The sequence below is a fragment of the Flavonifractor sp. DFI.6.63 genome, from assembly GCF_024462255.1.
In the GTDB taxonomy this organism is placed as follows: domain Bacteria; phylum Bacillota; class Clostridia; order Oscillospirales; family Oscillospiraceae; genus Lawsonibacter_A; species Lawsonibacter_A hominis.
The window spans coordinates 25,894-48,952 of record NZ_JANGBE010000029.1 but is presented as its reverse complement, the minus strand read 5'-3'; the positions used below and the strand labels follow the sequence as shown (position 1 = coordinate 48,952).

Sequence of the window (23,059 nt, the reverse complement as noted above, 5' to 3'; positions counted from 1 at the left end):
TCGATTTTTCCGTCCATATCCTCCAGCATATCGGCCGCGCTGGTAGGGCTGGGGCGGCCGGAGGTGTTGCCCGAGATCCGTCGGACAGCGGCCCCGTTTGATCTCTTCCATTTACTTCAGGTTGAAGAACGCGTCCATCCCCAGGTACTGCGCCACGTCGCCCAGCTCCTCCTCGATGCGGAGCAGCTGGTTGTACTTGGCTACCCGGTCGGTGCGGCTGGGAGCGCCGGTCTTGATCTGCCCGGCGTTGACGGCCACGGCGATATCGGCGATGGTGGCGTCCTCCGTCTCGCCGGAACGGTGGGAGACGATGGCGGTATAGCCGGCCCGGTTGGCCATCTGGATGGCGTCCATCGTCTCGGTCAGAGTGCCGATCTGGTTGACCTTGATCAGGATGGCGTTGCCCACCTGCTTCTCAATGCCGGTCTTCAGGCGCTCGGTATTGGTGACGAACAGGTCGTCGCCCACCAGCTGGACCCGATCTCCGATAGCGCGGGTCAGCATGCTCCAGCCCTCCCAGTCGGTCTCAGCCATGCCGTCCTCCAGGGAGATAATGGGATAGGTATCGGCAAACTTCTTCCACATGTTGACCAGCTGCTGCTGGGTCATCTTCTTACCGGACTTGGGTTGGATATAGCACTTCTCCTCCTCGTTCCACCACTCGGAGGAGGCGGCGTCGATGGCGATCTTGAAGTCCTCGCCGGGCTTGTAGCCCGCCTTCTCGATGGCCGCCACGATGACCTTCAGGGCGTCCTCATCCTTTTTCAGGTTGGGCGCGTAGCCGCCCTCGTCGCCCACACCGGCGGCGGGGGTGCCGTTCTCCTTGAGGACGCTCTTCAGCGTGTGGAACACCTCGGCGCACATACGCAGCGCCTCGCGGAAGCAGCAGGCGCCCACAGGCATGATCATGAACTCCTGGATCTCCACATTGTTGGTGGCGTGGGCGCCGCCGTTGAGGATATTCATCATGGGAACGGGCAGCACCTTGGCGTTGGCTCCGCCGATATAGTTGTACAGAGAGGTACCCAGGCACTCGGCGGCTGCCTTGGCGCAGGCCAGGGAGGCGCCCAGGATGGCGTTGGCGCCCAGCTTGGTCTTGTTGGGCGTACCGTCCAGCTCGATCAGCGCCTTGTCGATTTCGGTCTGATCCAGTACGTTCATACCCACCAGGCACTCGGCGATCTCGGTATTCACGTTCTGTACGGCGGTGAGCACGCCTTTGCCCAGGTAACGGCTCTTGTCGCCGTCCCGCAGCTCGCAGGCCTCGTAGATCCCGGTGGAAGCCCCGGAGGGCACCGCAGCGCGGCCGACCGTACCATCCTCCAGATAGACCTCCACCTCAACCGTGGGGTTGCCGCGGCTGTCCAGGATCTCGCGGCCCAGTACGTCAACGATTTCGATGATCTGCTTCATGAAAAAAACTCCTTTCGTATTGGCGGCGGGGCACGCCCCGCCCTGCAGGGAGATGGTCTGCGGGGGACGGGCCGGAAGCCCGTCGAAGGCCTTGTGGCAGGGCGGGAGCGCGCTCCCGCCGGATCCCAGCCGCGGCTCAGACGATCAGCGTGCTCCCGTCCATCTCGGCGGGCTTTTCCAGGCCCATCAGGTCCAGCATGGTAGGCGCGATATCGGCCAGGCGGCCGGGGCGCAGCTTCACGTCGGCGCCCACGATGCAGAACGGCACCAGATTGGTGGTATGGGCGGTAAAGGGGGTCACGCCGTCCTCCTCCAGCATCCGTTCCGCATTGCCGTGATCGGCGGTGATCAGGCTCACGCCGCCCATTCTGGCGGTGGCCTCCACCACTTTGCCCACGCCCTCATCCACGGCCTCCACGGCCTTCACGGCAGCCTCATACACGCCGGTATGGCCCACCATATCGCAGTTGGCGAAGTTGAGAATGATCACGTCGTAGCTGCCGCTCTCGATGCGGCGCACCGCCTCGGCGGCTACCTCGGGGGCGCTCATCTGGGGTTGCAGATCGTATGTGGCCACCTTGGGGGAGGGGATCAGGCAGCGGTCCTCCCCGGGGAACACCTGCTCCGCGCCGCCGTTAAAGAAGAAGGTCACATGGGCATATTTCTCGGTCTCGGCGATCCGCAGCTGGGTATAGCCCTGTCGGGCGATATACTCCCCGAAAATATTCTCCAGCCTGTGGTGCGGGAACGCCACGGACACGTTGGGCATCGTGGCGTCATACTCGGTGGTGCACACATAGGTCACCGTCGGCATTCCGTTTTTCCGCTCCACATCGGTAAAGGCGGGGTCCACGAAACAGCGGGTGATCTCCCGGGCCCGATCCGGGCGGAAGTTGAGGAAGATGATCGAGTCCCCCTCCCGCACCCGGCCGGCCTTGTCGCAGACCACCGGCTCCACAAACTCGTCGGTAATCCCGGCGTCATAGGAGGCTTGTACCGCGTCCGCCGGATCGGGGTTCTGTATCCCCTCGCCCAGCGTCATGGCGTCATAAGCCCGCTGTACCCGGTCCCAGCGCTTATCCCGGTCCATGGCGTAATAGCGTCCCATAACGGTGGCGATCTTCCCCACGCCAAGCTCGGCGCACTTGTCCGCCAGTGCTTCTACGAAGCCCTTGCCGGAAGAAGGCGGCACATCCCGTCCATCCAGGAAACAGTGGACGTAGACCTTCTCCAGTCCCCGCTCCCCGGCCATCTTCAGCAGGGCGTACAGGTGGGTGTTATGGCTGTGGACGCCGCCGTCGGACAAAAGGCCCATCAGATGCAGGGCGCTTCCCCGCTCCCGGCAGTCGTCCATGGCCTCCAGGTAGGCCTCGTTCCGGAAGAAGGACCCGTCCTCAATGGCGCGGCTGATCCGGGGCAGGTCCTGAAATACCACCCGGCCCGCGCCGATATTGGTATGGCCCACCTCCGAGTTGCCCATCTGCCCCTCGGGCAGGCCCACATCCAGTCCGGAGGCGGACAGACGGCAGCAGGGGTTCTCTTGAAAGATTTTGTCCAGATGGGGTTTTTTTGCGTTGGCGATGGCGTTGCCCTGCTGCTGCTCACGCAGGCCGTAGCCATCCATGATGATCAGGGTCGTCGGTGTTTTACTCATAAAAAACCTCGAATCTATTGTTCAGAGCGGGGTACGTTTTCCGTCCGCCGCCGTGCGCCCCAACAAAGCTTCGCTTTACCGGGGGCCACGGCACAGCCTTCCCCGGACCAGGCGAATCGGTCCCGCGGCAAGGTTTGCTGCGCAAACGCTTGTGCGCGCCTTCCGGCTATGCGGGCAGGGGGACGGCTCAGGAGAGGCGTTTACTCCTGATTCGCTGCGTTCACGATCTCCACAAAATCAGGCGCCTTCAGCGCCGCGCCGCCAATCAAGCCGCCGTCCACGTCGGGCTGGGCAAGCAGTTCCGCGGCGTTTTTGGGGTTCATGGAGCCGCCGTACTGGATGGTAACGGAACGTGCCACACGGGCTCCGTAGAGCTTGCGGACGATGGTGCGGATGCCCTCGCACACCTCGCCGGCCTGCTCGGCGGTGGCGGTACGGCCGGTCCCGATGGCCCACAGGGGCTCATAGGCGATGACCACATGGCGCATCTTATCGGCGGGCACGCCTGCCAGGGCGGCCTTGACCTGATAGGCGATCAGGTCCATGGTCACGCCCAGCTCCCGCTGCTCCAGGCTCTCGCCCACGCAGACGATGGGGTACAATCCCGCCTCAAGGGCCGCGTGGACCTTCTTATTGACGGTGAAGTCGGTCTCGTTATAGTACTGGCGGCGTTCAGAGTGTCCAATGATGACATACTTGACGCCCACTTCCTTGAGCATCTCGGCGGACACCTCGCCGGTGTAGGCGCCATGGGACTCATAGTGGCAATTCTCCGCGCCGACGGACACGCGGCAATCCTTGAACAGGCGGACCGCGGAGGGGATGTTCACATAGGGCACGCACAGGACGACCTCGCACCACTTGGGCTTGCCCAGCAGATTCTTGAGCTCCTCGGCAAAGGCCTTCGTCTCGGAGAGGGTCTTATTCATCTTCCAGTTGCCGGCGATGATGGTCTTGCGATAGCGGCGGTTCATTTCAATGATTCAGTCCTTTCATTTCGATCCATAATGCGGGCGGCAAGCGGCCGCCGCGGCGTGCTTCTTATTGATCCAGCAGGCACGCCACGCCGGGCAGCTCCTTGCCCTCCAGGAACTCCAGGGAAGCGCCGCCGCCGGTGGAGATGTGGGTCATCTGGTCGGCGTAGCCCAGCTGGGCCACGGCCGCCGCAGAGTCGCCGCCGCCGACGATGGTGATGGCATGGGTGGCGGCCAGCGCCTTGGCGATGGCCCGGGTGCCCTCGGCAAAGGCGGGGAACTCGAACACGCCCATGGGGCCGTTCCAGATCACGGTGCCCGCGTCCTTCACCGCGTCGGAGAACTGCTGGATGGTCTTCGGTCCGATATCCATGCCCATGCGCCCGTCGGGGATCTTCATGGTGTCCACCAGTTCCGGCTTGGCGTCGGCGGAAAACGCGTCGGCACAGACGGTATCCACCGGGAGCAGGAGTTTGACTCCCTTCTCCTTTGCCTTGGCCATCATCTCCTTGCAGTAGTCCAGCCAGTCGTCCTCCAGCAGGGAGGTGCCCACCGTGCCGCCCATGGCCTTGATAAAGGTATAAGTCATGCCGCCGCCCACGATGATGGTGTCGGCAATGTCCAGCAGGTTGTTGATGACGCCGATCTTGGAGGAGACCTTGGCGCCGCCCAGAATGGCCACCAGGGGCCGCTTGGGATCGGCCAATGCGCCGCCCATGATCTCCAGTTCCTTGGCGATCAGGAACCCGGATACGGCGGGCAGATAAGCCGCCACACCGGCGGTGGAAGCGTGGGCGCGGTGCACGGAGCCAAACGCGTCGGAGACGTAGACCTGGGCCATATCGGCCAGTTTCCGGGCCAGCTCGGGGTCGTTTTTGGTCTCGCCCTTCTCAAAACGGGTGTTCTCCAGCAGCATAATCTCGCCGTTTTTCAGGGCGGCGGCCTTGGCGGCGGCGTCTGGGCCCACCACGTCGGCGGCCATGATGACCGGCTTGCCCAGCAGCTCGCTCAGGCGCTTGGCCACCGGGGCCAGGCTGAACTTGGGATCGGGCCCCTCCTTGGGTTTGCCCAGGTGGGAGCAGGCGATGACCGCCGCATTCTGCTCCAGCAGGTATTTTATGGTGGGCAGGGCGGCCACGATGCGCTTATCGTCGGTAATGGCGCCGGTGGTCTTGTCCTGGGGCACGTTAAAATCGCAGCGCAGCAGGACTTTTTTCCCCGCCACGTCGATATCCTTGACCGTTTTCTTGTGGTAATTCATCTCAAGAATCTCCTTTCATCTCCGCCCCGCAGAGCGCCGCCCTGCAGGGGCCCCACTGATTTGATCTGCCTCGGCTGAGTGCAGCTTGCGCCCCGCCGGCGGGGATTCAACGGCCCTCCCCCATCTCGCCGCGGCCCGTCAGCCCGGGGAAGTCCAACTGCCTCAGCGCTTCATACGCCAGAATCGCCGCTGAGTTCGAGAGGTTCAGACACCGGGCCTGCGCCCGGATGGGGATGCGGATACAGCGCTCCCGGTAGCGCTCTCGAAATTCCGGGGGCAGCCCGGCGGTCTCCTTGCCGAAGATCAGGTAGCACCCGTCCCGGAAGGCCGCCTGCGTGTAGGGCCGCGGGGCCTTGCTGCTGGCCAGCCAGATATCCTGGGCGCCGGTCTTTTGAAAAAAGTCCTCCAGGCCGTCGTACACGTGCAGGTCCACCAGATGCCAGTAATCCAGCCCCGCACGCTTGACCGCCTTATCGCTGATATCAAAGCCCAGCGGCCGGATCAGGTGAAGACGGATCCCGGTCACCGCACAGGTTCTTGCAATATTCCCCGTATTTTGTGGGATTTCCGGCTCAAAAAGCACAATATTGAGCATTTTCCCACCTCGCAGCCCTCTTCAAATGATCAGCGGGGCTTATTGTACTCCAAAACGGAGCGGATTTCAACCGTAAAACCGTTAAAATGTACTAAAACGCTCGGTTTTCTTTATGGAATCACTGAAATGACTGTTTTTTTACTTTTACACTTTATCGCGCTTATCATTTGTGATATGATAGGCATCTGGGAGCGTGATGCACGTGGAGCAAGGTCTTTTGCCCCGGCGTATCGTGGTCAAGGTGGGCACTTCCACTCTGACGCGGGACACCGGAAGTCTGAATTTACACAATATGGATCACCTGGCCCGGGTTCTGTCCGACCTGAAGGGCATGGGTCACGAAATCGTCCTGGTCTCCTCCGGCGCCATCGCCATCGGCACCCGGAAGCTGCGTCTGGAGCAGCGCCCGGACGAGCTGCGCGGGAAGCAGGCCGTGGCCGCTGTGGGCCAGTGCATGATGATGCACGTCTACGACAAGCTTTTTTCCGAGTATAACCGCACCGTGGCTCAGATCCTGCTGACCGGCGAGGATGTGGACGCCCCCGTCCGGTCGGCGCACCTGCACAATACGTTCGAAGCGCTGCTGGAGCTGGGCGTGATCCCCGTGGTCAACGAAAACGACTCGGTCTCTTCGGCGGAGATCGAGACCGGCAAGTGCAAGGTGCTGGGCGACAACGACACCCTGTCCGCCATCGTGGCCCGCCTGTGCGGGGCCGATCTGCTTATCCTGCTCTCCGACATCGACGGGCTGTACGACGCCGACCCCCGCACCCATCCGGACGCGCGGCTCATCCACCGGGTGGACGCCATCACACCTCAGCTGCGGGCCATGGCGGGCGGCACCGGCACCTGGCGTGGCACCGGCGGCATGGTCACCAAGCTCAACGCCGCCCAGGTGGCAATGGACGCCGGGATCGACATGGTCATTGCAAATGGGCAGAATATGGAAGCCATTTATGATATCGTATCCGGCAGGGACGTGGGTACGCGTTTTGCGGCCCCCGCCGGTGCAAAAGGAGGGAATTGACATGACCACACTGGAGACCCAGGGCCTGGCCGCCAAGAATGCCGAGCGGGTCCTGGCGGCCGCCGGCACCGCCAAAAAGAACGCGGCCTTGGAAGCCATCGCCCGGAGCCTTGCGGCCCGGCAGGAGGAAATCCTCTCCGCCAACGCGCTGGATCTGGCCGAGGCCCGGAACAGCGGCATGCGTCCGGCCCTTCAGGATCGGCTGGCCCTGGACGAAGGGCGCATCCGCGGCATCGTGGAAGGGGTGCGGCAGGTCTGCGCTCTGCCGGACCCCATCGGCACGGTGACAAAAATGGACCAGCGTCCCAACGGGCTCGTCATCGGCAAGCGCCGGGTGCCTCTGGGCGTCATCGGCATCATCTACGAGGCCCGGCCCAACGTCACGGTGGACGCCGCCGCCCTGTGTCTGAAGTCGGGCAATTCCGTCCTCCTCCGGGGCGGCAGGGAGGCCTTCCACTCCAACAAGGCCCTTATTTCCGTCATGCGGGACGCGCTGGAGCACGTCGGACTGCCCCGGGACTGCATCGCGCTGGTGGAGGACACCAGCCGGGACAGCGCCAACGAGCTGATGCATCTGACGGCGTATCTGGACGTGCTGATCCCCCGGGGCGGCGCGGGGCTCATCCGCAGCGTGGTGGAAAACGCCCGGGTGCCGGTGATCCAGACCGGCGTGGGAGTATGCCATGTATACGTGCACGCCCAGGCGGATCTGGACATGGCCGCCCGCATTCTTTATAACGCCAAGTGCTCCCGCCCCTCGGTGTGCAACGCCGCGGAATGCCTGCTGGTGGACCGGGCGGTGGCCCGGGACTTTCTGCCCATGGCCTGGCAGCTCCTGCAGAGCAGGAACGTGGCGATCCGCGGCTGCCCGCTGACCCGGGATATCCTGGGAGACTTTGTAACGCCCGCTTCCCCTGCGGACTGGGATACGGAATTCGGCGATTATATTCTGGCGGTGAAGGTGGTCTCCGGCTTTGAAGAGGCGGTGGACTTCATCAGCGCCCACGGCACCGGTCACTCCGAAGCCATCGTCACCCGCGACTACTTTGCCGCCCAGCGTTTTCTGGATACGGTGGACGCAGCGGCGGTATACGTCAACGCCTCCACCCGCTTCACCGACGGCTTTGAGTTCGGCCTGGGCGCCGAGATCGGCATTTCCACCCAAAAGATGCACGCGCGGGGCCCCATGGGGCTGGAGGAGCTGACCTCCAGCAAGTATATCATCTACGGCACCGGCCAGACCCGCTGAGCATAGGATGGTATGGCCCCCTCCCCTCGTGTTCCATTATTACATAGGGCAGGCCTTTCGGGGCCTGCCCTATGGACTTTTATGGGGGTGAGGCATATGCTGGAACGCCGGCTGGAGCTCAACGGCGGGCTGATGACCGCCGATTTGGGCGTGCTGCGGCCTGACGGCGGGGGGCAGATCCTGGAGTGCTCCCTCCGCCTGGAGGGTCTGCTTCCCGAGCGCCGGGTGGCGCTGGAGTTGGAGCTGCTGGAAGGGGACGCCTGCCGGGGCGTACGGATGATTACCCTGCCGCCCCACCACAGTCCGTTCCCCCGGGACCTGCTGTTGACAGGCATCCGGTTTTACCTGCCTGACGGACCGGGTCCGCGGGACCTGACGGTCCGGGCGGACGCCCACTATGTCGACCGCAATGAGCGCTGTCTTCTGGCGGACTGAGCGGCATGGCCACTTCTTCGCGTGCGCTGCATCCTACGGGCGCAGCCTCTGCGGAGCTTGTTCGGCAAAGCTGGGCCTCTCCCGTTTGGGAGAGGCCCAGCTTTGTCAAATCTTCTATCCTTTACCCGAACGTTTTAGAAAAGAGTGGCAAAACTGTGCATTGCGCCGCCAGCCTCTCGCCTTTATAATGCAATCAGCCCGCCGCAAGCCGGCGGGAAATCGGATTTTAAAGGAGATCGAGAAATGAAACAAGCAGTCACTCTGGCGCTGACCCTCACACTGGCCGCCGGCCTTTTGGCCGGATGCAGCGGCGAAACCGCCGGTGGAGGGGTCCAGCCGACTGGGGCGGCCCAAGCATCCCCTGTGGATGCCACACCAACTGCGTCGGCAGCGGCCGGCGCCTTTTCCGACGAGATGAAGATCCCCTACGCGGTCGACCTCTCCCCCGAGGACGGCGCCGACTCCGTGGAGCGGCTGGGCGACCACCCGGATTCCCCTTACTTTGCCCATCCGGACTACTACCATATGCAGTCCAGCGATACGCGCACCATCCTCACCGGCTTTGAGACCATGCAGCAGACCAGCGAATGGGCCTGCGGCGTCACCAGCGCCCTGATGGTGCTCAATTGGTACGACCGGCTGGACGGCTGGAACGAGGAGACGCTCTCCGCGCTGCGCCACTCTCTGGACGGCACCGCGCTGGAGGGATATCCCGGCACCACGCTGAAGCAGGCCATGGACCTGTTCGACGGCGTAGGCGGCTTTACATACACTACCACCCTGGATTACGCGGCCCCGGCGGAGGAGGTCTGGATGGATACCATTCAGGGCTGGCTGGCCGAGGGCAAGCCGGTCATGGTCTGCTGGAACGACTGGGGCGGACACTGGCAGGTCATCATCGGCTACGATACCATGGGCACCGAGACCGAGCAGGACGACGTGTTTATCGTGGCCGATCCCTATGACACCACCGACCACTGTCAGGACGGCTACGGCGTGCTCATGGCGGAACGTTTCCTGTACAACTTTTCCATGTACGGCGCCTTCCCCGCGGAAGAGGGCGGCAGCGACTGCCTCTTCCTGGTGGCCAGCCCCGAGACCTAAGCGCGAAAAGAAGGGCCCGGACGACTTGTCCGGGCCCTTCTTTTCGCGCCGTGCGCAGTTACATCTGAAACACGATACCCGCCGCAGCGGACAGGGCGATGAATACAATGGGATGGAGTTTCTTCAGCGGCTTGAGCTGCAGGCAGAGAAACACCGCCGCCGCCAGGAGGATGGCGGGCCAGTAGAACCCCTGAGCGGACGCACCCTGCTCCGGGCCGGTCGCCGGGTGGAACATGAGCGCGATGGAGCACACCTGGATCAGCGCGGCGGCGATGAGGGCGGTGGACGCGGGCCTCAGTCCGTAAAAGACCGCGTCCACTGCGCGGCTTTCCCGGAATTTTTTCAGGAAGCCTGCGATGAGGGCGATGATAGCGATCGCGGGGCAGACCAGTCCCAGCGTAGCGATCACACCGCCGGGCACGCCGCCCACGTGAAAGCCCACATAAGTGGCCATATTCACCCCCAGGGGACCGGGTGTGGACTCGGAAATGGCGATCATGTTGGCCAGATCGCCGGGGGTAAACCAGCCGGTGCGGCTGCCGATATCACTGAGGAAGGGGATGGTGGCCAGACCGCCCCCGACGGAAAAGAGGCCCACCTTGAAAAACTCGTAAAACAGGCGCAGATAGATCATGCGTTCAGCGCCCCCTTCGCCCCCCGGATGCACAGTCCGGCCACACCGGCGGCCACGACCAGGACCACCGGGGAGAGCAGGAAGTTGAGCAGCGCGCCCAAGGGCGTATTCCCGTCGAAGGCGATGAAATTCCCGATGACCGCCAGCACCAGAACCACTGCAAAGATAACGGCGGTAGGCCCGTCCACCAGGGAGCTCTTCCGCAGCTTGAGCACGCTGGAAAGGATCAGCGCACATACGCAGGCCCGTACTCCCGCAAAGGCATGGATCACCACAGGCAGGTCGGCGAAGCTCTGCAAAAAAGCCGCGATCACCAAAATGATCACGATGGAGGGGAACACCAGTCCCAGGGTCGCCACGATACCGCCGGGGATGCTTTTCTGCTTCTGCCCCACAAACGTGGCGGTATTGACGGCGATCACGCCGGGCGTACACTGACCGATGGCAAAGTAGTCGGTAAGCTCCGCCTCGGTGGCCCATTCTTTTTTCTCCACGATCTCCCGCTGGAGTATGGGCAGCATGGCGTAGCCGCCGCCAAACGTACACACGCCCACCCTGGCAAAGGTGAGGAACAAGTCCAGATAGAGATTCATTTTACCTCATCTCCTCTCCCGCTCCCCGGGTGTGTACGGGGGCCCCGCACAGCGGGGCGCGGCGCCGGCCGCGAAGTCAGGCGGAATTCACTTCCGCCTGACGCAAAATCTCCTGTCGGGGTCCCCCGGTGCGCACGGTGCGCACCGGGGATACACACGCCCACCCCGGCAAAGGTGAGGAACAAGTCCGGATGGAGGTTCATCAGGCCAGCTCCTCCAGGGCGTCCAACCACAGCGCGGCCGCCGCATCGCTGGGCATCCGCCAATCGCCCCGGGGGCTCAGCGTTACGGACCCCACCTTGGGGCCGTCGGGCAGGCAGGAACGCTTGAACTGCTGGGCAAAAAAGCGCCGGTAAAAGGTCTTGAGCCACTTGAGGATCGTGGCCCGGTCATAGCAGCGGCCAAAGGCATGCTCCGCCAGGCGCAGCACCTTGCGGGGCGGGAAGGCCCAGCGCACGGCGTAATAGAGGAAGAAATCATGCAGCTCGTAGGGGCCCACCAGGTCCTCAGTCTTCTGGCTGATCCTGCCCTCGATGGCGGGCAGCAGCTCCGGGGAGACGGGGGTGTCCAGGATATCCTCCAGCACATGGGAGAGCGCCTCATCCTCGGCGGCCTTGTCCCCGGCCACGAAAGCCACCAGGTGGCGCACCAGCGTCTTGGGAATGGAGGCGTTTACCCCGTACATGCTCATGTGGTCGCCGTTATAAGTGGCCCAGCCCAGGGCCAGTTCGCTGAGGTCTCCGGTACCCACCACGATGCCGCCGGTCTGGTTGGCGATGTCCATGAGCACCTGGGTGCGCTCCCGGGCCTGGCCGTTCTCAAAGGTCACGTCGTGATCCTCCATGGACTGGCCAATATCCCGGAAGTGGCTCTTCACGGAAGAGCCGATGTCGATGCGCCGCAGGGTAGCCCCCAGGCGCTGAGCCAGCTCCACGGCGTTGTCCCGGGTGCGGTCGGTGGTACCGAAACAGGGCATGGTGACGGCGATGATATCGCTGGCCGGACGCTCCAGCAGCCCCATGGCGATCCCGGTGATCAGGACCGCCAGGGTGCTGTCCAGCCCGCCGGAGAGTCCCACCACGGCGGTCTTGGCCCCGGTGTGCTCCAGCCGCTGCTTCAGCCCCAGTGCGGCGATGCGCAGGATCTCGCCGCAGCGGCCGGCCCGGTCACGGGCGTCCTCCGGGAGAAACGGCGTGGGGGAGATATAACGGGTCAGCGTTGTGGTGGCAGGCTCCAGCGCAAACCCGACGGACACGAACCTCCCCTCCCCCGCGCCGGGGAACGTGGTCATCCGCCGCCGCTCGCAGCAGAGCTTATCCACGTCGATCTCGCTGACCGTCAGGCCGGTGGTAAAGCGCCGCTCGTTCAGCAGCGCGCCGTTTTCCGCGATCAGATCATGCCCGGCGAAGACCAGGTCGGTGGAGGACTCGCCCTCCCCCGCGTCGGCATAGACATAGCCGCACACCAGCCGGGCGGACTGCCCGGTCACCAGGGAACGCCGGTAGGCGTCCTTTCCCACCGTCTCGTCGCTGGCGGACAGGTTCAGCAGCAGGGTGGCGCCCGCCCGCGCCAGTGCCTGGGAGGGCGGCTCAGGCGCCCACAGGTCCTCGCAGATCTCCACCCCCAGGACAAGCCCCGGCATGCTTTCACAGGGGAAGATCACATCGGCGCCGAAAAAGACCTCCTGACCGCAGAGGGAAAACAGCCGGTCCGAGGGCCCGCCGGGCTCAAACCAGCGTCTTTCGTAGAACTCTCCGTAGTTGGGCAGGTGCGTCTTGGGGACGACTGCCAGGATCTCGCCCCGGTGGATCACCGCGGCGCAGTTATAGAGCTTGCCCTGGTGCCGCACCGGCAGGCCCAGGGCTGTGACCATATCCAGGTTTTTGGTGGCCTCCAGAACGGTGGCCAGCCCCTCCTCCGCACCCCGCAGCAGGGTGTCCTGCAGGAACAGATCGGCGCAGGTATACCCCGTCAGGCACAGCTCGGGCAGCGCCAGCACCCGCACCCCCTGCCGGGCGGCCTCCCGCATCAGGGTAAAGACCTGCTCGGCGTTAAAACGGCAGTCGGCTACCCGAATTTTGGGCGTACCTGCCGCCACCTTAATAAATCCATCGCGCATCGTCAGCGCCTCCTTATTGAACGGATCCCAGCTTTTGCAACAGGACTATGATACCCCAAAACGCCGCGGATTGCAACGCCTCCCCCCTTGAAAAACGTTCCCGCCGCACCCGTGCCGCTCCGCAACCCCCGCAGAGGCGCGCCGTCTTCCTCCTGGGACAGGGCAGCCAGCCGCCCGCCCCGCAGGGGCTCCATCATCCAGATGGGGATCTGGCGCTGCCGGAGCAGTTCCCCCTTCGCTTTGGCGTCCTGAAAGGACCATAAGCTGTATCTGTCCGAACTCCATGCGCTGCCCATAGGCGTCCAAAAAACGCTCCATCGCCGCATAACTGCCGTGGGCGGAAAACCCCAGGTGCCCGGATGCGCCCGCGCTGCTTCTGCCGGAGCAGATAGTCCAGGATACCGTAGCGCCCGTCCAGATAGGGGCCGGTATTTTTTTCGGGAACTTCCCCTGACGGCACCGAAAAGCCCCGGCCTTCCGGCCGGGGCTTTTCGGGTGTGTGTTGTGTTTTTGCAAAGGTGTTGGAGAGGGATAAGAGAGGAATTGGTTTGGGAGGATGGTCTTTGTGATTCATTTCTGAATCTGTCTGTATCATACCTTGTAAATAAGGCCAATTCGTGTCTTCTTTGTGAATAAACTGTAAATATCGGGCCTGCGGCGGGGCTTGCCGGCCTCTCCCCTACAGCTCCTGCTCCCGCAGCCAGCAGAGAAAGTTTTTCGCCAGTTCCAGCCGCTTTCCGTCCAGTCCCCGCAGCAGTTCGGATACATCCCTCCAGGTTTCGTTCTCCTCGCTGCGGGCGGTCCCCACTAAAAATTCGTCCGGCGTGGCATCCAGCGCCGCGCAGATGCGCATGAAGACCTCCAGGCTGGGGATGGACCTGGCCCGCTCGATATTGGAAAGGTAATTGCTGTTGATATCGCACCGCTCGCATACCTGTGTCTGCCGCAGCCCCAGCGCCCTGCGCCGGACCGCGATCCGCTGTCCGATCTGCTGATAATCCAAGCCCATCCTTATCACCTCTTTTTTCTTATTTTAGTAGTCTCTTACGGTTCAAAGAATAATCCAAGAGTGTTTTTTACACTTGACATGGTATTTTATGCGCTTTTTAATACGATTATACACTTATATCTCTAAATTCGAGGAGTTTTACTATGCACGCCCCATCCTGCGATCTGTTGGATCATCTGGCCGTGCTGACGGGCGTCGCCTGCCTGTCCGATCTGCGCGACCCGTTGCTGGCTCCGGCGCTCCAAGACGCGCTTGTGCGGACTCCGGCCGGCGACTTCTCCGCGGCCATGTGGCAGGAAGCGCTGACCTATCTGTCCGGCCTGCGTGCGCCGGGGGCGGACGCCTCCGCCTGCCGCCGCTCCTTGCTGGACGCGATTGCCGCCGCCGCGCCCTCCCCCTCTTGACAACCGGCCCGGCGGGTGATATAGTAACTGCGCAAGCAAGGCTGTGATGGGGACAAGACCCTGTTCCGCCCGCCAGAGAGGAAGCGCCAAGGCTGAAAGCGTTTCCGGGACACGGACAGCGTTTAACCACCCCTGAGCCGCCCATGAACGGCCCGGCGCCTGCCCGAACGCAGGCTCTGCGCCAAGTAAATGGGCCGGGTGCGCCCGTTACAGCGGCAACGAAGCGGCGGCTGTCTTCAGCCGCAAGCAGGGTGGAACCGTGGAGTATTGGAATGCTTCACCCCTGAGGTCAGGGGTGAAGCATTTTTATTTGCCTGTGCCCCAATACGAGGAGGAATTATTATGGCAGAAGAAAACAACCAGTATACTTTTGAACATGAAACCTACCGCAAGACCTACTGGCACACCTGCTCTCACATTCTGGCCCAGGCCATGAAGCGCCTGCACCCTGATGTGAAGCTGGCCATCGGCCCGGCCATCGACAATGGTTTCTACTACGATTTTGATACCCCCGAACCCTTTTCCGAGTCCCAGCTGGAGGAGCTGGAGGCTGAAATGCGCAAGATCTGCAAGGAAAAACTGAAGCTGGAGCGCTTCGAGCTGCCCCGGGCGGACGCGCTGGCCTTTATGGAGGAGAAGGACGAGCCCTACAAGGTGGAGCTGATCCGCGACCTGCCTGAGGACGCGGTCATCTCCTTCTACAGGCAGGGCGATTTCACCGACCTGTGCGCCGGGCCCCACCTGGACTCCACCGGCCGCGTAAAGGGCAACGGCATCAAGCTCACCGCCTGCAACGCCGCCTACTGGCGGGGCGACTCCAGCCGCAAACAACTTCAGCGCATCTACGGCATCGCCTTCCCCAAGAAGGACGAGCTGGACGCCTGGGTGGCCAAGCGGGAAGAGGCTTTGAAACGGGACCACAACAAGCTGGGCCGTGAGTTGGAGTACTTCACCACTGTGGACGTGATCGGCCAGGGTCTGCCCGTCATGCTGCCGAAGGGTGCCCGGGTCATCCAGGTCCTGCAGCGCTGGGTGGAGGACGAGGAGCAGAAGCGGGGCTACCTGCTGACCAAGACCCCTTTGATGGCCAAGAGCGATCTCTATAAGATCTCCGGTCACTGGGATCACTATCTGGACGGCATGTTCGTCCTGGGCGACCCCCATGACGAGACCCGCGAGTGCTTTGCCCTGCGCCCCATGACCTGTCCCTTCCAGTACCAGGTCTACCTGAACCGCGCCCGCTCCTACCGCGACCTTCCCATGCGCCTGGGGGAGACCTCTACCCTTTTCCGTAACGAGGACTCGGGCGAGATGCACGGCCTGATCCGTGTGCGTCAGTTCACCATTTCCGAGGGCCATCTGGTCCTCCGCCCTGAGCAGCTGGAAGAGGAGTTCAAGGGCTGTCTGGACCTGGCCAAGTACTGCCTGGGCACCGTGGGCCTGCTGGACAAGTGTACCTTCCGCTTCTCCCAGTGGGACCCTGCTAACCCCAACAACAAGTACGAGGGCACCGCCGAGCAGTGGGAGCTGGCCCAGGCCACCATGGCGAAAATCCTGGACGATCTGGACGTGACGTACACCATCGGTATCGACGAGGCCGCCTTCTACGGTCCCAAGCTGGACATCCAGTACCGGAATGTCTACGGTAAGGAGGACACCCTGGTCACCATCCAGATCGACATGCTTCTGGCCAAGCAGTTCGGCATGGAGTACACCGACGCCGACGGCCAAAAGAAGACCCCTTATATCATTCACCGCACCAGCCTGGGCTGCTACGAACGCACCCTGGCCTATCTGATCGAGGAGTACGCCGGCGCTCTGCCCGCCTGGATGGCCCCCGAGCAGGTCCGTGTCCTGCCGGTCACCGACCGCGCCTGCGATTACGCCGCCGAGGTAGCCCGCCGCTTGGAGGGCGAGGGTCTCCGCGCAACGGCGGACTACCGCAACGAGAAGATCGGCAAAAAGATCCGCGAGGCCACCCTGGAGAAGGTCCCCTATATGCTGGTGGTGGGCGACCGGGACATGGAGCATCAGACCGTCTCGGTCCGGCACCGCTCCGGTGAGGATCTGGGCGCCATGAGCCAATCCGACTTTCTCGCCCTGCTCCAGGACGAAGTGGAGCGCAAGTGCATCAAGTGATGTCCTCCCGCTCGGCTCATGCGCTGCGTCTGCAGGATCTGATGCACAACCGCTTCGCCGGGGTGGACTTTCTCCGTGGAACCTGCTAAAATACAAGAGCCGGGCGGTGGACCCCACCGCCCGGCTCTTCAATTTCAATGGAAAAAGGATGAATGACATGGGCACCACGCTTGGCACCCTTCTGAATCTGGCGATCTATATCGGTCTGGTGGCGGTCGGCGCGGTCATCGGCTCCCGCAGGGCCGTCCGCAGCCGTCCCATGCCCTGGCTGGGCAAGCTGCAATTCCTGGCGCTGATGATCCTGATCGTCTCTCTGGGCGTGAAGCTGGGCGCCAACGACGAGGTCATCTCCTCCCTGGGACAGATCGGTCTGGCCGCCCTGCTCATCACCGTGCTGGCGATGGCAGGCTCCCTTCTGTGCCTGTACCTGCTGCGGCGCTTTGTGTTCCATCTGGACCGTTACGGCCTGCCCCAGGGCAGTGCGCAGGAGGCGGAAGAAACCGAAGGCTCCGGCGGAAAAGCGGACAACTCCCTGACCAAATGGATCGTCCTGGCCGTGGCCTTGGGCATGCTGGCGGGTTACTTCGTGATCCCGGACCGTATGGTGGCCTACTGCGGCAGGGTCATCGACTTCGGCCTGTACCTGCTGCTCTTTCTGGTCGGCATGGATATGGGCCGGCAGGGCACCATGCTGGCCGATATCAAAGCCGCCGGTCTCAAGGTGCTGCTGGTTCCGGTGGCTGTGGCGGCGGGCACGCTGGGCTGCGCCGCCCTGGCCGGGCTCTTCCTTCCCCTTGGGATAAAGGACGCCATGGCGGCCTCCGCCGGGTTCGGGTGGTATTCCCTGGCGCCCACCCTGCTGGCTCCCTATTCCCTGTCGGTCTCCGCCGTGGCCTTCCTGTCCAACGTCATGCGCGAGATCTTCTCCATCATTGCCATCCCCTTTGTGGCCAAGTACTTAGGCTATGTGGAATGCGCCGCGCTCCCCGGCGCGGCGGCCATGGACACGGTGCTGCCCGTGGTCGTGGGCGCCACTCATGAGCGCATCGCCATTTACTCCTTTACCTCCGGCGTTGTGCTCTCCCTGGCGGTACCCCTGCTGGTGCCCGCCATCGTGGCGCTGCCCTTTTAAGGGGGGAGCGCCATGGAGATCGAACGCCGCTGGCGGGTGCGGAGCTGGCCCTCCGGGACGCCCGCCGCTGTTCTGACGATGGAGCAGGGCTATTTTTCCACCCGCCCCGCGATCCGGATCCGCGCGGAGGCCTTCTCAGGGGGCGGTACGCGTTATGTGCTCTGCTTCAAGGGCAGGGGCGGCCTGTGCCGGGAGGAGATCGAGCTGGAGCTGGATGCAGAGCGTTACCGCCGCCTTCAGGGCATGCTGGAGCACCCTATGATCTGCAAGGAGCAGCGGCGCTACCCCCTCCCCGGCGGCCTGACCCTGGAGGTCAATCAGGTCGACCGGGATCGCGAAAGCGGTTTCTTTTATGCGGAAGTGGAGTTTTCCGATGTGCAGGCCGCCCGGGCCTGGATGCCGCCGGAGCCGCTGCGCGCCTACCTCGCCGATGAGGTCACTGGGCAGCCCGGGCAGAGCATGGCAGCCTATTGGGAGCGCACCCGTTCCTCCCTGCTATAACAAAGCGCCCTGCGGCATATGAACCGCCCCAGATTGTGCGGACAGCACAATCTGGGGTGGTTCAGTAGTACTTTCATTTTCCTACATTAGGGGGCGTTTTGTCTATTGTCCGTTTTTACTGGTTCGGTTCAATTGAGCCGGAGGGCGCTTTGTTTCAAGTCAGCGTCTGGAAGAGGGCGCAGGCCTTCTCCAGAAGGGCATCCGGGAAATCGAGCTCCCCGCTGTGGCGGGGCGGGTGGTCCGTCCCGCCCCCCAGCAGGAACAGCGCCCCCTCCGCCTGGCGGAGCGCCTGATCAGTCACGCTTTTTCTCCTGCTCAAAGGCGCCTTCCCCGGGAAGCACCACAACCTTGATTTCCAGCACCCGCCGGTGATCCACTTTGGTGACGGTCACATCCAGACCGTCGGCCACGAAATGGTCGCCCGCCTCGGGCACCCGGCCTACCTGCTCCATGACCCAGCCGGAGACGGTGTTGGCGTCGCACTCGTCCGAGATGGAAAAGAGGTCGAACAGGTCGGTCAGATCCGCGCTGCAGGAGATGAGGTAGCTGCCGTCCGCCTGCTTTTTGAATTCCTCGATCACCTCGTCGTGTTCATCCCAGATCTCTCCCACCAGTTCCTCCACGATGTCCTCCAGGGTCACCAGGCCCTCGGTCCCGCCGTATTCGTCCACCACGATGACCATATGGGCCTTTTCCCGCTGGAGGATACGCAGCAGATGTGAGATCTTGGTGTTCCCCGTGGTATAGAGCACCGGGCTGATGATTCCCTGCACGTCCTCCCGGCCATGGTAGCGCGCGGCATGGAAGTCTTTTTCATGGATGACGCCCACGATGTCGTCGATATCCTCGTGATACACCGGCAGACGGGAATACCCATTCTCCGCGAACGTCCTGGCGATCTCATCCATGGAATCGGTATCCTCCACGGCCACCACGTCCACCCGGGGGGTCAGGATCTCCTCCACCTCCAGGTCGTTGAACTCAATGGCAGCGCGGATGAGCTGGCTCTCATGCTGGTCCAGCCCGCCCTCGTCCTCGGCCTGATCCACCATGGTGATGAGCTCTTCCTCCGTGATGCCGTCTTCCGCCTTTTTGCGCAGCAGCTTCGTCAGCAGACGCTTCCACTGGGTGAAGAGGAAATTCACCGGCCGCAGCAGGGCGATAAACACCCGGAGAATGGGGGCGGAGAACATGGCGAAGTCCTCCGCATTCTCCTTGGCCAGGCTCTTCGGAGAAATTTCGCCGAAGATCAGGATGATCACGGTCAGCACCACGGTGGACACCGTGGGGCCGTATACCGGCAGCAGCTTGGTAAAGAGCACCGTGGAAACCGTGGTAGCAGTGATGTTTACGATGTTGTTGCCGATCAGGATGGTGGAGAGCAGCCGGTCATAATCCTCCTCCAGCTCGAGCGCCAGGGCGGCCCGCTGGTTTCCTCCGTCCGCCTTGCTTTTCATGCGGACGCGGTTGAGCGAGGAAAAGGCGGTCTCTGTGGCGGAGAAATAGGCTGACATCACCACCAAAAATACAAGAGCGGCAATCATAGTGATACTGGCACTGTCCATAGAGGAACTCATCAACTCCGATTTCTATTTCAAATTTTGCGCAGGAAAAGACAGCCCTATCCCTTTTTATGGATATGGCTGTCCATGCAATTGGACGCTATGTAGTTCTGACACGGCGGAGGTTCGTCCACGCGGGCTCACCGTCTCCTTATGATGGATTGTGTAGCAGTATACCACACCCCGCCTGTAAATGCAAGCCATTCCCGGTGCGTTCTCCGGCCCGACGTCTCTCCTGCGTCCCAAGGCGTAAACAAGCGGGGCCCGGCAGCGCCGGACCCCGCTTGTTCCATCCAAAGGGCAAGCGCCCTTGGAACGCTCCTTACACCAGCTGAACGATGGCCATCTCGGCCGCGTCGCCCCGGCGGGGCCCAATGCGGACCACACGGGTATAGCCGCCGTTACGATCGGCATACTTGGGGCCGATCTCATCGAACAGCTTCTTGGCCACGTCCTCCTTGGTCAGGTAGGACAGGGCCTGGCGGTAATTGGCCAGGTTGGCCTTCTTGGCCAGGGTAATCATCTTCTCCGCCATAGGGGCAACTTCCTTGGCACGGGAGACGGTGGTCTTGATCTGACCGTTCTCCAGCAGGTAGGTGGTCATGGCGCGCAGCATGGCGCGGCGCTGATCGCTGGTCTTGCCCAGCTTCCGATATCCGGACATGTGATTCCACTCCTATCGGAGCCTCGCCTCCCCGGCGGACTCCAGCTTAAATTCGTCCTGAGGGGTCTCCCCCCGAAGCGGGAGTACAGTGGATCCGGGAGGGGACGTTACATGCCCCCGGACCGCCCGCCTCTTCTTTAGTTGTTCTCGTCGTCCGCCAGGTGCAGGCCCATCATGGCCAGCTTGTTGATGACCTCTTCCAGGCTCTTGCGGCCCAGGTTGCGCACCTTCATCATCTCGTCCTCGGTCTTGGAGATCAGATCCTCCACCGTGTTGATGTTGGCACGCTTGAGGCAGTTGAAGGAACGGACCGACAGGTCCAGCTCCTCGATGGTCAGCTCCAGCACCTTATCCCGCTGAGCCTCCGCCTTCTCCACCACCGTGGACTTATTGCCCATGGTCTCGGAGAGATCGGTGAAGAGGACAAAGTGGTCGCAGAGGATGCGGGCGCCGAGGCTCACCGCGTCCCGGGCGGTGATGGTACCGTTGGTCCATACCTCCAGGGTCAGCTTGTCGAAGTCCGTCAGGTCCTTGACACGCGTGTTCTCCACCGTGTAATTGACCTTCCGCACCGGCGTGTAGATCGAGTCTACCGGGATGACCCCGATGATGGTCTGGGCGGGCTTGTTCCGGTCGGCGGGCACATAGCCGCGGCCGTGGGACAGGGTCAGTTCCATATTCAGGCTGGCGTCAGGGCCCAGGGTGGCGATGTGCAGCTCCGGATTCAGGATCTCCACTTCGCCGTCGGCCTTGATGTCGCCCGCAGTGACCTCGCCTTCCCCGCTGGCCTCGATATAGACCGTCTTCACGCCCTCGGAGTAAAGCTTGGCGATGATGCTCTTCACGTTGAGCACGATCTCCGTCACGTCCTCCTTCACACCGGGGATGGTGGAAAACTCATGCTGCACGCCGGCGATCTTGATGGACGTAACCGCCGTGCCGGGCAGGGACGAGAGCAGGATGCGGCGCAGGGAGTTGCCCAGGGTGGTGCCGTAGCCACGCTCCAGAGGCTCGACCACGTACTTGCCGTAGGAGCCATCGCCGGGGTTCTCCACACATTCGATGCGGGGCTTCTCGATTTCTACCATGTGTTACCCTCCTTTTCGCGGCGGCGGGCCAAGGCGCCCGCCGTCCTATACAGCTCACCAATAATCGAGGGTACGCTCTTATTTATTTGGAGTACAGCTCGACGATCAGGTGCTCGGCCACGTCGAAGTCAATGTCGTCGCGCACCGGCTTGGCAATGATCTTACCCTCGAAGGTGCCGGCCTTCTCGATCCACTTGGGCGTGGAGTGCACGGCGCTGCCCTCGTTGAGCATCTTAAAGCGGTTGGTGGACCGGCTCTTCTCGCAGACAGCGATGACCTCACCGGGCTTGACCAGGTAGGAGGGAATATCCACACGCTTGCCGTTGATGGTAAAGTGACCGTGGTTGACCAGCTGGCGGGCCTCACGGCGGGTGTTGGCAAAGCCCAGACGGAACACCACGTTATCCAGGCGGCGCTCCAGCATGGACAGCAGCTCCTCACCGGTGTTGCCGCTGGAACGGGCGGCCTTCAGGTAATACGCGTGGAACTGTTTCTCCAGCATGCCATAGACGAACTTGACCTTCTGCTTCTCGGCCAGCTGCATGGCATACTCGCTCTTCTTGCCGCGGCGCTGGGCGCCGGGGTTGCGGATGGATTCCCGCTTGCTGTTTTCGGTGTAACCCAGGACGGCGGGAGAAATGCCCAGAGCGCGGCAGCGCTTCACAATGGGCTGCATATTCTTAGCCATAGTTTGCTCTTCCTCCTTCTCAGATTACACGCGGCGGCGCTTGGGCGGACGGCAGCCGTTGTGGGGGATGGGGGTCACGTCCTTGATGAGGGTGACCTCCAGGCCCACGGCCTGCAGCGCGCGGATGGCGGCCTCGCGGCCGGCGCCGGGCCCCTTCACGTAGACCTCAACGGTCTTCAGGCCGTGCTCCATGGCCGCCTTGGCGGCGGTCTCGGCGGCGGTCTGCGCGGCGAAGGGGGTGGACTTGCGGGAGCCGCGGAAGCCCAGGCCGCCGGAGGAGGCCCAGGACAGGGCGTTGCCGCCCATATCGGTCACAGTGACCATGGTGTTGTTGAAGGAGGAGCGGATATGCACCTGGCCCTTTTCAACGTTCTTGCGCTCACGGCGCTTGCGGATAACCTTCTTACCCTTGGTAGCAGCGGTAGCCATGTGTTTCTCCCTCCCTTACTTCTTCTTATTGGCGACGGTGCGCTTGGGCCCCTTACGGGTGCGCGCGTTGGTCTTGCTGCGCTGTCCGCGCACCGGCAGACCCCTGCGGTGGCGCATACCACGGTAGCAGCCGATCTCGGTCAGGCGCTTGATGTCCATCGCCACGTCGCGGCGGAGGTCGCCCTCCACAGTATAGCTGTGGCCGATGATCTCACGCAGCTTGGCCTCGTCGGCCTCGGTCAGGTCCTTCACGCGGGTGTCGGGGTTGATGCCGGCCTCAGCCAGGATCTTATTGGCGCTGGTGCGCCCAATGCCGTAGATATAGGTCAGGCCGATTTCGACCCGCTTATCCTTCGGCAGGTCAATGCCTGCAATACGTGCCATA

General features: G+C 62.8%; 24 protein-coding genes. 8 read left to right on the top strand and 16 right to left on the bottom strand.

Features of this window, described 5'->3' with window-relative positions; translation table 11 throughout:
- Positions 1-111: 111 nt before the first annotated feature.
- The 5 genes from eno to NE547_RS13810 all read right to left on the bottom strand — a co-directional run bounded on the left by eno (position 112) and on the right by NE547_RS13810 (position 5,897).
- On the bottom strand, positions 112-1,413 hold the full coding sequence (gene eno, locus NE547_RS13830; protein ID WP_256176192.1) for a phosphopyruvate hydratase: 1,302 nt from the start codon (positions 1,411-1,413) through the stop codon (positions 112-114).
- Positions 1,414-1,549: 136 nt separating this feature from the next.
- Positions 1,550-3,067, bottom strand: a complete 1,518-nt coding sequence (gene gpmI, locus NE547_RS13825; protein ID WP_186907569.1) for a 2,3-bisphosphoglycerate-independent phosphoglycerate mutase — start codon at positions 3,065-3,067, stop codon at positions 1,550-1,552.
- Positions 3,068-3,267: 200 nt separating this feature from the next.
- A complete protein-coding gene (gene tpiA, locus NE547_RS13820; protein ID WP_256176191.1) occupies positions 3,268-4,041 on the bottom strand; it encodes a triose-phosphate isomerase in 774 nt (257 codons plus the stop codon).
- Between the two features lie 67 nt (positions 4,042-4,108).
- Positions 4,109-5,302 carry a phosphoglycerate kinase gene (pgk, locus tag NE547_RS13815; protein ID WP_186907567.1) on the bottom strand — a complete coding sequence of 398 codons (1,194 nt, stop codon included), beginning with the start codon at positions 5,300-5,302 and terminating at the stop codon, positions 4,109-4,111.
- A gap of 106 nt (positions 5,303-5,408) precedes the next feature.
- Positions 5,409-5,897 (bottom strand): tRNA (cytidine(34)-2'-O)-methyltransferase, encoded by a 489-nt coding sequence (locus NE547_RS13810; protein WP_186907566.1) that lies wholly within the window; start codon positions 5,895-5,897, stop codon positions 5,409-5,411.
- Positions 5,898-6,093: 196 nt separating this feature from the next.
- Between NE547_RS13810 and proB the strand changes: the two genes are divergently transcribed.
- The 4 genes from proB (at position 6,094) to NE547_RS13790 (ending at position 9,712) form a co-directional block, all read left to right on the top strand.
- Positions 6,094-6,924, top strand: a complete 831-nt coding sequence (gene proB, locus NE547_RS13805) for a glutamate 5-kinase (protein WP_186907565.1) — start codon at positions 6,094-6,096, stop codon at positions 6,922-6,924.
- Between the two features lies 1 nt (position 6,925).
- A complete protein-coding gene (locus tag NE547_RS13800; RefSeq protein WP_256176190.1) occupies positions 6,926-8,173 on the top strand; it encodes a glutamate-5-semialdehyde dehydrogenase in 1,248 nt (415 codons plus the stop codon).
- Positions 8,174-8,269: 96 nt separating this feature from the next.
- Complete coding sequence (locus NE547_RS13795; protein ID WP_186907563.1) at positions 8,270-8,608, top strand: hypothetical protein; 339 nt, start codon at positions 8,270-8,272, stop codon at positions 8,606-8,608.
- 243 nt (positions 8,609-8,851) lie between these two features.
- Positions 8,852-9,712 carry a papain-like cysteine protease family protein gene (locus NE547_RS13790; RefSeq protein WP_186907562.1) on the top strand — a complete coding sequence of 287 codons (861 nt, stop codon included), beginning with the start codon at positions 8,852-8,854 and terminating at the stop codon, positions 9,710-9,712.
- Between the two features lie 58 nt (positions 9,713-9,770).
- Here the strand turns inward: NE547_RS13790 and NE547_RS13785 are convergent, their stop codons facing one another.
- The 4 genes from NE547_RS13785 to NE547_RS13765 form a co-directional block, all read right to left on the bottom strand.
- Positions 9,771-10,346, bottom strand: a complete 576-nt coding sequence (locus NE547_RS13785) for a chromate transporter (RefSeq protein WP_186907561.1) — start codon at positions 10,344-10,346, stop codon at positions 9,771-9,773.
- A complete protein-coding gene (locus tag NE547_RS13780; RefSeq protein WP_256176189.1) occupies positions 10,343-10,939 on the bottom strand; it encodes a chromate transporter in 597 nt (198 codons plus the stop codon). The genes NE547_RS13785 and NE547_RS13780 overlap by 4 nt, the downstream gene beginning before the upstream one ends.
- Before the next feature lie 202 nt (positions 10,940-11,141).
- On the bottom strand, positions 11,142-13,058 hold the full coding sequence (locus tag NE547_RS13775; protein ID WP_186907559.1) for an NAD(+) synthase: 1,917 nt from the start codon (positions 13,056-13,058) through the stop codon (positions 11,142-11,144).
- Between the two features lie 679 nt (positions 13,059-13,737).
- Positions 13,738-14,067, bottom strand: a complete 330-nt coding sequence (locus tag NE547_RS13765; protein WP_186907558.1) for a helix-turn-helix domain-containing protein — start codon at positions 14,065-14,067, stop codon at positions 13,738-13,740.
- A gap of 143 nt (positions 14,068-14,210) precedes the next feature.
- Here NE547_RS13765 and NE547_RS13760 point away from each other — a divergent pair, with 143 nt between their 5' ends.
- The 4 genes from NE547_RS13760 (at position 14,211) to NE547_RS13745 (ending at position 18,243) form a co-directional block, all read left to right on the top strand.
- A complete protein-coding gene (locus NE547_RS13760) occupies positions 14,211-14,471 on the top strand; it encodes a hypothetical protein (RefSeq protein WP_186907557.1) in 261 nt (86 codons plus the stop codon).
- Positions 14,472-14,813: 342 nt separating this feature from the next.
- Complete coding sequence (gene thrS / locus NE547_RS13755) at positions 14,814-16,610, top strand: threonine--tRNA ligase (RefSeq protein ID WP_186907556.1); 1,797 nt, start codon at positions 14,814-14,816, stop codon at positions 16,608-16,610.
- A gap of 157 nt (positions 16,611-16,767) precedes the next feature.
- The gene (locus NE547_RS13750; RefSeq protein WP_256176188.1) at positions 16,768-17,742 is read left to right on the top strand and encodes a lysine exporter LysO family protein; all 975 of its coding nucleotides are present in this window, start codon (positions 16,768-16,770) and stop codon (positions 17,740-17,742) included.
- Positions 17,743-17,754: 12 nt separating this feature from the next.
- The gene (locus NE547_RS13745; RefSeq protein ID WP_256176187.1) at positions 17,755-18,243 is read left to right on the top strand and encodes a hypothetical protein; all 489 of its coding nucleotides are present in this window, start codon (positions 17,755-17,757) and stop codon (positions 18,241-18,243) included.
- Between the two features lie 154 nt (positions 18,244-18,397).
- On the opposite strand, the gene NE547_RS13740 is transcribed toward NE547_RS13745, so the two are convergent.
- From NE547_RS13740 to rpsM, 7 genes are all read right to left on the bottom strand, one after another.
- On the bottom strand, positions 18,398-18,544 hold the full coding sequence (locus NE547_RS13740; RefSeq protein ID WP_186907553.1) for a hypothetical protein: 147 nt from the start codon (positions 18,542-18,544) through the stop codon (positions 18,398-18,400).
- Entirely contained in the window at positions 18,537-19,808 is a 1,272-nt protein-coding gene (locus tag NE547_RS13735; protein ID WP_186907552.1) for an HlyC/CorC family transporter, read from the bottom strand. The genes NE547_RS13740 and NE547_RS13735 overlap by 8 nt, the downstream gene beginning before the upstream one ends.
- Before the next feature lie 319 nt (positions 19,809-20,127).
- On the bottom strand, positions 20,128-20,469 hold the full coding sequence (gene rplQ, locus NE547_RS13730) for a 50S ribosomal protein L17 (RefSeq protein WP_186907551.1): 342 nt from the start codon (positions 20,467-20,469) through the stop codon (positions 20,128-20,130).
- 137 nt (positions 20,470-20,606) lie between these two features.
- Positions 20,607-21,557 carry a DNA-directed RNA polymerase subunit alpha gene (locus tag NE547_RS13725; RefSeq protein ID WP_186907550.1) on the bottom strand — a complete coding sequence of 317 codons (951 nt, stop codon included), beginning with the start codon at positions 21,555-21,557 and terminating at the stop codon, positions 20,607-20,609.
- 82 nt (positions 21,558-21,639) lie between these two features.
- Positions 21,640-22,245, bottom strand: coding sequence for a 30S ribosomal protein S4 (gene rpsD, locus NE547_RS13720; protein ID WP_186907549.1), 606 nt, complete (start codon positions 22,243-22,245; stop codon positions 21,640-21,642).
- Between the two features lie 24 nt (positions 22,246-22,269).
- The gene (gene rpsK, locus NE547_RS13715) at positions 22,270-22,674 is read right to left on the bottom strand and encodes a 30S ribosomal protein S11 (RefSeq protein WP_130869677.1); all 405 of its coding nucleotides are present in this window, start codon (positions 22,672-22,674) and stop codon (positions 22,270-22,272) included.
- Positions 22,675-22,689: 15 nt separating this feature from the next.
- Positions 22,690-23,058: a 30S ribosomal protein S13 gene (gene rpsM, locus NE547_RS13710; protein WP_186907548.1), complete on the bottom strand. Its 369-nt coding sequence runs from the start codon at positions 23,056-23,058 to the stop codon at positions 22,690-22,692.
- Between the last annotated feature and the right edge of the window lies 1 nt (position 23,059).